Annotated in this window: 7 protein-coding genes and 2 pseudogenes; 6 read left to right on the top strand and 3 right to left on the bottom strand. The window is 66.9% G+C overall.

The genetic code is table 11. The features are described 5' to 3' along the window. Positions 1–112: 112 nt before the first annotated feature. Positions 113–1,906: a thiamine pyrophosphate-requiring protein gene (locus tag ON20_RS12595; RefSeq protein ID WP_040835462.1), complete on the bottom strand. Its 1,794-nt coding sequence runs from the start codon at positions 1,904–1,906 to the stop codon at positions 113–115. Positions 1,907–2,087: 181 nt separating this feature from the next. On the opposite strand from ON20_RS12595, the pseudogene ON20_RS40990 reads away from it, so the two are divergent. Beyond that, a pseudogene (locus ON20_RS40990) lies at positions 2,088–3,037 on the top strand (FAD-binding oxidoreductase); the annotation flags it as partial. A gap of 260 nt (positions 3,038–3,297) precedes the next feature. On the opposite strand, the gene ON20_RS12580 reads toward ON20_RS40990, so the two are convergent. Further along, positions 3,298–3,948 carry an HD domain-containing protein gene (locus tag ON20_RS12580; RefSeq protein WP_040835459.1) on the bottom strand — a complete coding sequence of 217 codons (651 nt, stop codon included), beginning with the start codon at positions 3,946–3,948 and terminating at the stop codon, positions 3,298–3,300. 610 nt (positions 3,949–4,558) lie between these two features. Here ON20_RS12580 and ON20_RS12575 point away from each other — a divergent pair. The 3 genes and pseudogenes from ON20_RS12575 (at position 4,559) to ON20_RS12565 (ending at position 8,628) form a co-directional block, all read left to right on the top strand. Further along, positions 4,559–5,777 (top strand): annotated as a pseudogene (locus ON20_RS12575) (erythromycin esterase family protein). Positions 5,778–6,014: 237 nt separating this feature from the next. Further along, on the top strand, positions 6,015–7,166 hold the full coding sequence (locus ON20_RS12570) for an aminoglycoside phosphotransferase family protein (protein WP_245547196.1): 1,152 nt from the start codon (positions 6,015–6,017) through the stop codon (positions 7,164–7,166). A 202-nt stretch (positions 7,167–7,368) separates the two neighbouring features. Further along, positions 7,369–8,628, top strand: a complete 1,260-nt coding sequence (locus ON20_RS12565) for a cytochrome P450 family protein (protein ID WP_040835456.1) — start codon at positions 7,369–7,371, stop codon at positions 8,626–8,628. Positions 8,629–8,918: 290 nt separating this feature from the next. Here the strand turns inward: ON20_RS12565 and ON20_RS12560 are convergent, their stop codons facing one another. Further along, the gene (locus tag ON20_RS12560; RefSeq protein ID WP_040835455.1) at positions 8,919–10,127 is read right to left on the bottom strand and encodes an alcohol dehydrogenase catalytic domain-containing protein; all 1,209 of its coding nucleotides are present in this window, start codon (positions 10,125–10,127) and stop codon (positions 8,919–8,921) included. Positions 10,128–10,305: 178 nt separating this feature from the next. Here ON20_RS12560 and ON20_RS12555 point away from each other — a divergent pair, with 178 nt between their 5' ends. Together ON20_RS12555 and ON20_RS12550 are read left to right on the top strand one after the other, a co-directional pair. Further along, entirely contained in the window at positions 10,306–10,716 is a 411-nt protein-coding gene (locus ON20_RS12555; RefSeq protein ID WP_040835454.1) for a DUF2267 domain-containing protein, read from the top strand. Between the two features lie 48 nt (positions 10,717–10,764). Further along, positions 10,765–11,340 (top strand): hemerythrin domain-containing protein, encoded by a 576-nt coding sequence (locus ON20_RS12550; RefSeq protein ID WP_040835453.1) that lies wholly within the window; start codon positions 10,765–10,767, stop codon positions 11,338–11,340. The last annotated feature ends 828 nt before the right edge of the window (positions 11,341–12,168 follow it).

Below are 12,168 nucleotides of genomic sequence, written 5' to 3'. Positions count from 1 at the left end.
GATACACCATCCGTTGAACCGCCCCGGGCTCGGTGCTCGAGATACACACGAAACCCGGGGCGACCCGCCCTGGAAAAGGGCACTGATACCGGATGGGCCGAATGGCCGAAACTCAGCCGCGGCGCCCGGAAACGACCTCCTGCGCTTTGGCTTTCACGCCTTGTGTCAGCAGATGCCAACCCTCGGGGTCGCCGCGCAGGACCGCTTCGGCGGTGGATTTCATCTGCTCCCACGTGGCGTGCGGGGGGATGGGCGGCATCTCGGGATCACAGCGCACATCGAGCACTGTCGGCCGCTCGGCCGACAGTGCCTGTCGCCAGGCCGGGGCGAGGGCGTCCGGTTCATCGACCGCGACCGCGTCCAGGCCGCAGGCACGGGCGAGGGCGGCGTAGGAGACATCCGGAAGGGCCTGCGATTCCTCGAACTTCGGCGCTCCGCCCATCGATCGCAGCTCCCACGTGACCTGGTTGAGGTCGTTGTTGTGGAACACACACACCACCAGCCGCGGATCCGACCACTGCTCGCGGTAACGGTTGATGGTCAGCAACTCGGCCGCACCGTTCATCTGCATGGCGCCGTCACCGACGAGAGCGACCACCGGTCGGTCGGGGTGGGCGAACTTCGCGCCGATCGCATAGGGCACACCGGACCCCATGGTGGCCAGTGTGCCCGACAGCGAGCCGCGCATTCCACTGCGGAATCGCAGGCAGCGGGCATACCAGTTGGTGGATGAGCCCGAATCCGCGGTCACGATGGCGTTCCCCGGGATCAGCTGCGACAGCTCCCACACCACCCGCATCGGGTTGACCGGCTTCGCGTCCAACAGGGACTGGCGTTCGATGGTGCTCCACCAGCGGGTGACATTGGCTTCGATGCTGTCGCGCCAGCTGCGATCGGATTTGCGTTCCAGCAGGGGCAGCAGTTCGGTGAGCGTTTCCTTCGCGTCACCCACCAGGTTGACCTCGGTCGGATAGCGCATGCCGATCAGGGCACCGTCGATATCGATCTGCACCGCGCGCGCCTGGCCGAACTCCGGCAGGAACTGTGAGTACGGGAAGTTCGATCCGACAATCAGCAGCGTGTCACAGTCGCGCATCAGTTCGTAGCTGGGGCGCGTACCCAGCAGGCCGATCGATCCGGTCACATACGGCAGGTCGTCGGGCAGCACATCCTTGCCCAGGAGCGCCTTGGCCACCCCGGCGCCGGTGATCTCGGCCAGCTCCATGACCTGCTCGGCGGCGGCGCGGGCACCTTGCCCGATCAGGATCGCCACTCGGGACCCGCTGTTGAGGATGTCGGCGGCCCGTTCGATATCGGCGTGATCCGCGGTGCTCGTGGACCGGAGTTCGTCCGGCGGGCTGGAGGGAACCTGTTTGAACGCGTGCTCGGGCGGCTGGTAGCGCTCCTCCTGCAGGTCGGAAGGGATGATCAGCGCCGTGGGGGCGCGCCGGGCCCGTGCGATGCGGAAGGCTCGGTCCAGCGCGTTGGGCAATTGGTCGGCGACGTTCACCTCGACCAGGTAATCCGAGGCGACATCCTTGAACAGGCTCTGCAAGTCGACTTCTTGCTGGTAGTTGCCGCCCATCGCGCTACGCGCGGTTTGTCCGACAATCGCCACGACGGGGACATGATCGAGTTTCGCGTCGTAGAGACCGTTGAGCAGGTGGATCGCGCCGGGACCGGAGGTGGCGGTGCAGACGCCGACCTCGCCGCTGAATTTGGCGTAGCCGACCGCCTCGAACGCAGCCATCTCCTCATGGCGCGCCTGAACGAAGGCAGGGTCGTTGTCGGCTCGCCCGAAGGCCGCGATCAACCCGTTGATACCGTCGCCCGGATAACCGAAAACGTGCCTCACTCCCCACTCACGCAGTCGTTTCAGGACGTAGTCGGCGACCTGATCAGCCATATCCTTCTCCTGTCCGCCTCCGATGTGTCGTCTCCAGCGCGCGTACCCGGACAACCGCGTTCCAATCCATACGCATGCTCCTCGAAGGGCCGGGTACCCGCCCGCTGTTGCCGATTCCGTCTGCCGTCGTCGAGAGGATCGGGCCGAAACGGCACCTTCGAAAACCTCCGGCCATCTCCGCATTTCCACTCGGCCCCGGTGGCCGCTGGAGGCTTTACGCACCGAACTGGCCGAGCGGGTCGGCGGCGAGGTACGGTTCGATTCCGGCAGCCGCGCCACCTATTCGACGGACGCGTCGAATTATCGTGCCGTTCCGCTCGGTGTCGTCGTGCCGCACACATCGGAAGACGCGGCCACAGCTGTCGGTATCTGCCGGGAGCACGGCGTGCCGGTGGTCTCGCGCGGGGGGGGCGGCACCAGCCTGGCCGGCCAATGCTGCAACGCGGCCGTCGTCATCGACTGGAGCAAGTACTGCACCCGAGTGATCTCGGCGGACCGCGACGCGGGCACCGCCGTAGTCGAACCGGGAATCGCGCTGGACCGGCTCAATGCCGAGTTGGCGCGGACCGGACCGATGGTCGGACCCAAACCGTCGACCCACGTCAGCTGCACGATCGGCGGCATGATCGGGAACAACTCCTGCGGTTCCACCGCGCAGGCCACGGTAAAACGGTCGACGCCGTGCGACGGTTGGAAACCCTCACCTACGACGGGTTACGCGCGTGGGTCGGCCCCGGCGAGACGATGGAGACCGACGACGAGCGGGCGCGCGATCTGGTCGCGCGACTGCATACGATCGCCGACCGCTACGCCGAGGATATCCGCGCCATGTTTCCGCGGATTCCCCGCCGGGTGTCGGGCTACAACCTGGATTCGCTCCTCCCGGAGAACGGCTTCGACCTGGCCAAGCTGCTGGTCGGCAGTGAGTGCACACTGGTGAGCGTGCCGCGGGCGGAGATCGCGCTGGTTCCTCGCCCAAAAGCAATGGCACTGGCGGTACTCGGATTCGACGACATCTACGCCGCCGCCGACGCCGTACCGATGATCCTGGCGCACAGACCGGCGGCGCTCGAGGGCTTGGACCACCGGTTGATCCAACTCGAGCACAGCAGGCACCTGGCCGAGCGCGCTTCCGCTGTGGGCTCGTCTGGCCACCGCGGCGGCATCCACGATCAGGCGATCCGTCGGCACCGCCGATCCCGGCCACAGCACGTTGACGCCCGATATGTCCCCATCTCCGTCCTCTGCCCGACCCTCCGCTCGACTGCGGGTGGCCGGAACGGGCATCTCGTACGGTAGGGAAATAACTTACCGGCCGTCGAGCAACTTACTCGACCGGCGGAGTTCTTGCTCGGCCTGCCGAGCCGGCCCGGGCGGTATGCGCTGCGAGACTATTCTGGCCAGTCGCTGTTGAGAATGAGGTCGACGAAGTCGGCGCGGACGTACGAGTCATCGAAATGTTCCAGCACATCGGCGTTCATGGTGCCGAAGGTGGTGTCCGGCCGATGTTTGATGCCGTCCGTGAAGGCCTGTAAGATGCGGCGTTTGAAGTGCGGCCGAGGATGTGCCATGGTGACGGCCTCGAGCGCTTCCGGAGACAGATCGTCGCGGCCGACGCCCAGCACATCGGTTGCGACGCCCGCGTTGACGAGCGCGATTTCGGGCTCGAGGAATTCCGGCACCCCGGGGGTCGTGTGGAGCGCGATGGCCAACCAGACCTTTCGTGCGGCGGTTTCGTCGACACCCCGCTCCAGCATGAAGTCACGTGCCGCGTTCGCGCCGTCGACCTCGAATCGCAGCCTCGAGTGGCGATACCGCTCGGTGAGCCCGATATCGTGGAACATCGCACCGACGTAGAGCAGCTCCGGATCGGCCCGTAATCCCCGGCGACGGCCTCGTAGTGCGCCGAAGAGGTACACCCGACGGGAATGGTGGAACAGCAGGTCATCCTCGGCTTCACGAACGAACTCGGTGACAGCCCGCACCAGGGGGGTATCGGGGATGACGATGCCGGCAATGGTGTCGGGGGTTCGATCGGACACAGCATGGCTCCTCTCGTGGGACCTGTCACCGGCCGGCGCCGGCCCATTGGAGACACTTCACCGGAAGCTTCGATCACCGAGATCCGATCATCCGCCTCGCGTTCGTTCCCGGCTCGTGGGCTCGGAGCGTAAACCAAGCCGACCACGTCGGAAATCCTGACGCGCCAGAGGGCGCGCGAGATGTTTTTCCCGGAGCACCGCGCGGGGTGGTCCCAGGATTCGGCCCTGCCCTCACTACCTCGGCGGACATTCCCGCTGTGTCCGATCGGCATGGCGAGGTAGGTATCGAGCCGGCCCGCGCGGGCGAGAAGGATGCGGCTGCGTGGTCGGCCGGTCCTGCCGGGAGTCGAGGAAGCCGCGTAGGGCCTGCCCGTGCAGGGCGTGTAGTGCCGATGATCAATCTTGCCGCGCTCGGTCGGCGAGAGGACGCCGGTGTCGTCGTCATTGTGGACCGCCTGTGCCGACAACCCCCTTTCAGGTGAGGTCGAGAAATCGCAGCTTCCACCATCGATTGAGACTTTTTCTATCGAAAGCAGGTAGTAATCGGAAAAGTTTCACAAGATTTTTCAACGATACCGTCAAGTCCGGTTCAATTCCGGAAGGAGTGTTCATGTCTACTGCCGCATCGCTGCGTGAGATCGGCCGCCAACTCGACGATCCGGCCGCCCTGGGCCGTGCCGTCGACGAACTGCTCGCCGCACGGCCCGAGCCGCCGGCCCTGCTCGCCCTCGGCGAGCCGACCCACGGGATCGAAGCGTTACCCGGTGCTGCGCAACGAACTTCTCGGTCACCTCGTCGAACGGGGGTACCGGTCGATCGCGCTGGAGACCGATGCCTTCGCCGCGTCCGTTGTCGACGCCTATGTGGCCGGGGCCACGGCGAAGATCGATACGGTGCTCGCAACCGGGTTCAGCCACGGGTTCGGCGCCGTGCCGGGCAACCGTGAACTCGTCGAATGGCTCCGCGTGCACAACGCCGGCCACGCGCCGTCGGACCGGGTTCGCTTCTACGGCTTCGACGCGCCGGTGGAGCATTCCGGTGCGCCGAGCCCACGACGCGCACTGTCCCGGGCCACCGACTACCTGCCCGAGGCGCTGCGCCCCGAATCGGCCCGCGACCTCGACGCGCTGCTCGGCAAGGACGGCGACTGGACGAACGAGGCGGCCATGTTCGACCCGGCAGCGTCCATCGGCGACTCCGACCGCGCTCGCGCCCTGCGCATCATCGCGGACGACCTCGCAAGCGCGCTGCGCCGCGCGGCACCCGGCCTACATCCCGCCGACCCGACCGGCTACGAGCAGGCCGTGGCGCACGCGCGTACCGCCCAAGGCCTGCTGCGCTATCACGCGGCCATGGCCTGCCCCACACCCGATCGCGTGGCGACCTTGCTCGGCCTGCGCGCCGAGATGATGGCCGAGAACCTGCTCGCGATCGTTGCCCGGGAGCAGCGACGCGGACCGAGCCTGGTGTTCGCGCACAACGGGCACCTGCAGCGTGCGCAGCCCCCCATGCGGGGCGGCGCCGACGACACGAAATGGGGAAACGCCGGCGCGCTCGTCGAGCTCGCCCTCGGCGAGCGTTACGTATTCCTGGCAACCGACGCCAACCCCCACAGCGATCCGGGCACCCTCCAGGGCGCGTTGGCCGAGGCGACCACCCGACGCGCTCTGTTCCCGGCACCGGCCCTGCGCGCCGCGCTCGCCCCGTCGATCGGCACGGGCGAACCGATCGTGCCCGGCCACATCCCGCTCGGTCCGGCGGACCTGGACCGCGCCGACGCGGTCATCTTCGTCGCCGACACCGACGGAAAACGGCATCAGTACTGGTAGCCGCTCTCGATGCGGGGGCGTCGAACATGCGTGCGGTATTCACCTCGGAGATGGTACGGCCGTTCGGGTTACGGAACCCACCGTCCGCGAGACGACATTTTTGCGTGAAAACCGTTGCCTCCTTGTAGGATTCGTTATCGATATGGTCTGCACGGCCGAAATTTCAGAATCGGCCGTCCAAGACAGTTCCGCCGTATCCGAAATCGAGGCAGGAAGATGAACCACAAACTTTGGTTGATGGGTCGATCCGCGACGGTCGGCGGCCATATGCTCCGCGAGGCGATCACCCGCCCCAAGGCACGAACCATCGACGACGTACCGATATCGGGTGAGACCATCACCCCCGAGTGGCTGACGGCCGTACTGTGCCGCGATGTCCCGGAGGCCGAGGTGCTCTCGTTCGACACCGCCAACGGCAGTCACGGTACATCCACCCGGGTGGCGATCCGGGTCGAGTACAACGAGGCCGGCGAACAGGCGGGCCTGCCGACGGCGCTGTTCGCGAAGACCACGACGGCCTTCTCCCAGCGCATCCTGCTCGGCGGCGGTAAGATGATCGACGGCGAGACCCGCTTCTTCCGGGACTTCCGGCCCGAGGTCGAGATGGAGGCGCCGACCGGCTATTGGGGGGCCGCCGATTCCGCCTCGTGGCGATCGATAGCCCTGATGGAGGATATCGCCGAGACCCGCGGCGCCGAATTCGTCGAACCGAACGCACCGATCGCCCGTGACCAGATGGAGGATCTGGTACGCAATCTCGCCCGGCTCCACGGCACGTTCTGGGAGCACCCGTCCATCAAGGTCCTCAAGACCACGAACGAGGCGCTCGAGGCGTATCTCGCCGCGATCGATATGAAGAAACGCTGCGCGGTCGGCCTTCGGCGGGCGGAAGAGGTCATCCCCGAATCCCTCCACGGGCGCAGCGATCGGCTGTGGGCGGGCGTCGCCCGGGCCGTCGACCTCGCGACCAATGGTCTGCCGCAGACCCTGCTGCACGGCGACCCGCATATCGGGCAGACCTATGTGACCGCCGAGGGACGGATGGGGTTCGTCGACTGGCAGGTGGTGATGCGGGGCGGCTGGGCGCACGATTTCGCCTACACCGTCAACTCCGGTTGCGAACCCGAGGATCGGCGTGCCTGGGACCGCGAACTGCTGACGGCCTACCTGGACGAGTTGGGGCATGTCGCCAGGCGGGCACCGTCGTTCGACGAGGCCTGGCTCGCATATCGACAGCAGTCCATGTTCGCCTACGCGGCTTGGGCGTTCACGATCGGTCGAGCCGCCTACCAGCCCAAGATGCAATCCGTGGAAACCTGTCTGACCTTGTTGCGGCGGATCACCACCGCCATCGACGACAACGATTCGCTGGGAGCGCTCGGCGTCTGAACCCGAGCGCTCACGCGCGGCGATCGGCGTACTCGAAAAAGATCCGCAGTGCTGGTTTTCACGATAATTCCTCCTTTGGGGCGGGTCGCTATACCATCGATCGGTCCCACCGGGCCAGGGCGAGGCGCTCTCCGGAGCAGAGGCCCGGAACGGGGCGGCAAGTCCGAACAGCACTGCCATACAACATTTTTGGAGTTCTTTTTTGAGTACGCCCCCATCCTGGGCACAGGACCGCGTGTGCCCGGTCGTCCACGGTTCACCCGTCGATGCCGACGGCCCGCGCATACCGATGTACACGCCGGAATTCGCCGCCGACCCACACCGCTTCTACCATGAGATGCGGAGCCGTTTCGGTTCCCTGGCGCCGGTGGAGTTGGCCCCCGATGTACCCGCCACCCTGGTGATCGGTTACAGCACCGCCGTGCGGATCCTCAATGACCCCGAGCATTTCCCCGCCGACCCCCGTAACTGGCAGAAGGACATTCCCGCCGACTGCCCCATCCTCCCGCTGCTGGAATGGCGGCCCATGGCAAGCAGAAGCGCCGGGGCGGACTTCGTCCGCTACCGGCAGGCCATCACCGCGAGCATAGACGCGGTGGACCTCTACGCCATGCACGACATCGTGGAGGACATCGCCGCCCCGCTGATCAACAGCTTCTGTCAGGAGGGTCGCGCCGAACTGATCAGCCAGTACGTCTTCCCGCTGGTTTTCGAAGTCGTCAATGCCATGCTCGGCTGTCCGCCGGAGATCGGCCAGCAGGTCGCCGCCGGCACGGCCGCACTGCTCGAGGGGGTCGACGCAGAGGAGGGTAACCGCCTGCTCGGCGAGGCGCTGATGAAACTGGTGGCGCTCAAACACGAAGAGCCACGAAACGACATCACCACCGTGCTGCTGCAGCATCCGACCGAGCTGGACGATATAGAGGTGTCGACCCATGTCTCACAGGTGTACGGCACGGGGATCGAGTTCGAGCTGAACCTGATCGTCAACACGCTGCTGCTCATCCTCACCGACTACCGGTTCGGCGGCAGCGTGCTGGGCGGCAATCTGTCCTCCCGCGACGCCCTCGACGAGGTTCTGTTCAACGACCCGCCGCTGGCGAATCTGCTGATCACCTATCCGCGCCAGCCGATCCTCGTCGACAGCGTCTGGCTGCCCGCCCATCAGCCGGTCGTGATCAGCATGGCCGCCTGCAACAACGACCCCGCCATCCGCACCGACAACCTCGCGGGCAACCGATCCCATCTGGCCTGGGGTATCGGCCCGCACGCCTGTCCGGCGCAATCCCTGGCCTACCTCGTGGCCCAGGACGCCATCGATCAACTTCTCGACGCACTGCCCGAGATGCGCCTGGACATACCCGACGACACGCCCACTTGGCGGCCGGGACCATTCCATCGAGCCCTGACCGCCCTACCTGTCGTCTTCCCACCCGCCGCTCCGTTGAACGTGTCCCGCTGACCGACCGCCATCGGGACCGGCGGTGCGCTCGGCCGGTCCCGATCGCGCAACCCACCGACCTCATCGTCGCCGACGACGCCGACTTCGCCGGCCGCGGAGACGCCCACCCCGAGACCGATGAGCGAATCGCGGACCGGCGGCCATATTTACCCACGGTGGCCGCGGGTACCCGCCGTCGGGCACCTCTGCCCCGGAGCCCTCGGCTACACCGACGGAAGAGACGGACCGGACGGCGCGGGAACCGACCGCCGTCCGCAACACAGACCCCCAGGCCGGCTCGCTCGGCGGCGTCACATCGATACCACCGTCTTGAGCCACCCGTCCTCCCGGCGATCGAACGTCTCGTAGGCCTCGATCATCGAGGTCGGCTCGGCGTGTTGGGTGATGAAGCGGGTGGGGTCGATATCACCGCGCGCCACCTGCTGCAGCAGCCGGGGCACATATCGGCGGTGATTGCAGTTACCGCCCTGGACCGTGAGATTGCGGTTGGTGACCATCCCGATCGGGAAGGCGTCGAAGGTCGGCGGGTAGACCCCGAGCATCCCGATCGAGCCCGCCTTCGCGACCGCCTCCACCGCCCAACGGCCGGCGAGGCTGGGCGCGTCACCGACCAGCCACTGCCCGCCATCGGTATTGCCCTCCGGTGCGGCGCGGTGGCGTTCGCCGTCGAAGGTGTTATCGTCCACCGGCAGTTCGTCCGCGGCGGGTCCGCCCTTCGGCCGTTGGGCGTCCACGCCGACGGCCTCGATCACCCGGTCGACCCCGATTCCGCCGGTGAGCTCCCGCACTGTCGCCACGGGATCCTCGGTGTTGAAGTCGATGGTTTCGGCGTTCTGCGCCCGGGCCCGGGCCAACCGGTCGGGCAGCCCGTCGACGACCAGCACCCGGGCGGCGCCTTGTCGTTTCGCCGCCGCCACAGCGCACTGGCCTACAACTCCCGCACCCAGGACCAGGACGGTGTCACCCTCGGTGACCTGCGCGAGCCGGGCTCCGAACCAACCGGTGGGCAGTACGTCGGAGACCATGATCGCCTGATCGTCGGTCACCCCGTCGGGAATCTTGACCAGTGTGTTGGTTGCGTAGGGGATGCGCGCGTACTCGGCCTGCAGGCCGTCGACCGGTCCTGTCGCCTCCGGACCACCGAAGAAGCTGGTCCCCGCCTGCGGGCCCTTCGGGTTGGCCGTATCGCACTGGGCGTAGTAACCGCTGCGACAGTAGGCACAGTAACCGCAGGAAATGGTGGAGCACACCACCACCCGGTCCCCGGGGGTGAACCCGCGGACCGCGGTCCCTGTCTCCTCGACCACACCGACCGCCTCGTGCCCGAGGACGGTGCCCGGCACCATGCCGGGCATGGTGCCGCGCACCAGGTGCAGATCCGTACCGCAGATCGCCGAGGTGGTGATCCGGACGATCGCGTCGCCGGGTTCTTCGAGCTTCGGATCGGTCACGTCGTCGAGGCGGATATCTCCGACCCCATGCCACACAACTGCTTTCACGTCACCCTCCTCGAGGTATGTCCATCGGGTTCGTAGCGGCGCAGTATCGCTCGGCGACCTACCCGCACCGCGCGGTGCGAAACATGTCACGACGGCTGTCGCGGGCGGTTCCCCAGGTTTGGACGGATACGCGCCGGGTAGGCGCTGGGCGGACAGCCAGTGGAAGGAGGTGTGCAGGATGCAGTACGACGATTTCATCGGACAGGTGCAGAGTCGGGCCCGGCTCGCCGGCCGCGGTGAGGCGGAGACCGCGACACGGGCGACCTTGGAGACATTGGGCGAACGGATTCCGGAGGGTCTTGTCGGCAATATCGCCGCACAGCTGCCGACCGAGGCCGCGGAACATCTGCGGCGGACCGTCACCATGGGCGGCGCCGGAACCGGCGAACGCTTCGGGCGCGCGGAATTCATCGAACGGGTCGCCGCCCGGGGACACACCACCGAGCCGCAGGCGACATACCAGGCTCGGGTCGTCCTCGAGGTTTTCGGGGAGGCGACCGGCGAGGACGTGGTCGACAAGGTACGCGCCGCCCTGCCCGACGACGTTCGCACGCTGATCGACGCGGGAAGCAGCGGATCGCTCGACTGACACCGGGTTCGGCAACGGACCCGCCACCGAATGTAGTGAGGAGCTTCCATGACCGACCGGTCCCCCGACGTGATCGATATCCTCACCCACGATCACCGCGAAGTAGAGCAGATGTTCGCCGAACTGGAGACCCTGATGGGGTCGGACAGCGCGGAGTCCCGCACCCGGCGCAGGGACCTGACCGAGCAGGTCACCATCGAGTTGATACGGCATTCCGTCGCCGAGGAGGCCGAGGTCTACCCCGCGGTCAAGAAGAAGGTGAGCGAAACGGAGGCCGAGCAGGCCAAACACGAGCACGCCGAGGCGGAAGAGACGATGAAGCGGCTGGAACGGCTGCAACCGGACGATCCGCGGTTCGAGGGCGAGCTGATGACGCTGATGCAGGAGATCCGCACGCATGTCGCGGAAGAAGAGCGGGTGATGTTCCCGCATATGCGCAATATCTTCACCCCCGCCGAGCTCGCCGAACTCGGGCAGCGGGTGGAGCGGATCAAGCGGATCGCGCCGACCCGCCCGCACCCGGCGGCACCGGACACACCACCCGGGGACAAGATCCTCGGCCCGGTCACCGGTCTGCTCGACCGGATGCGCGACGCGGTCACCCACCGCGGCACCGACCGCTGAGCGGCGCCGACGGAGCCGACGTGGCCGCGTCGGCTCCGTCGATTCCGTGTTCGGCCGCCGCACCTGGCAGGACTTCGTCTGCCGCGCTCGCCCGGACCGTAGACCACACTGAGGCATTCGCATGGGTTTCGTCCGAGCAGGTCCAGGGTGGACGCCACGATGGTGTCGCCGGAGGGGGCGTATTTCGGCATCTCGGCGAAAGCGCGGCCGGGTCGATGGCGGCACCGGCCTGCTCGGCCGCGCAGACCTGCTACGCCGGTACCCGCCTGTCCCGGGTGGCGATCTCGTCGATGAACGAGCCGTCGCGGCGATCCCGCAACCGCAGCAGAGCGTTCCACGACGGCGTGCCGCGGGCATCCATCACGAGGCGACATACGGCAGCGCGAACGCATGGAACGACCAGCGTGCCATCAGCCCTTTCGGCCCCGTCGTAGTCGATCACCGCCGGGGCGGCGTGCTCGGATCTCGGGGCGGTCGGTACGCGGACATTCTCGAGGCTCGACGTGGTGACAACCCTGACACGAGCACCCACCCCCTTGCGCGGGTTGCGCGTACAGACCTGGTGTTCGGGTACCGACGCTACACCAGCCCACAACAAGGGATGTCAGGCAAGCGGCGAAAGGTGAAGCACATGAACGGGTCGGCTGCGTTATCGGGGAAGGTTGTCCTCGTTACCGGCGGGGCCTGCGGGCTCGGGGCGGCGTTTTCCCGCCGGCTCGTCGACGGTGGCGGGAAGGTCGAGGCCGCGGCTCTTTGCTTCGGTCGGTACGAGCACCGAGAACTTTGCCGGCCTCCTTCACAGTCGGGCATATGACGCTCACAGCTGTC

It is taken from the genome of Nocardia brevicatena NBRC 12119, from assembly GCF_000308495.1.
Taxonomy (GTDB): domain Bacteria; phylum Actinomycetota; class Actinomycetes; order Mycobacteriales; family Mycobacteriaceae; genus Nocardia; species Nocardia brevicatena.
Note: the sequence above shows the minus strand (reverse complement) of the source record. Positions and strands in the feature narration are given on the sequence as shown.

What these genes read in the sequence shown, in the direction of transcription:
- ON20_RS12595 (WP_040835462.1), bottom strand. Translation starts at nt 1,906, where the DNA reads ATGGCTGATCAGGTCGCCGACTACGTCCTGAAACGACTGCGTGAGTGG.
- ON20_RS12570 (WP_245547196.1), top strand. Translation starts at nt 6,015, where the DNA reads ATGGGTCGATCCGCGACGGTCGGCGGCCATATGCTCCGCGAGGCGATC.
- ON20_RS12555 (WP_040835454.1), top strand. Translation starts at nt 10,306, where the DNA reads ATGCAGTACGACGATTTCATCGGACAGGTGCAGAGTCGGGCCCGGCTC.
- ON20_RS12550 (WP_040835453.1), top strand. Translation starts at nt 10,765, where the DNA reads ATGACCGACCGGTCCCCCGACGTGATCGATATCCTCACCCACGATCAC.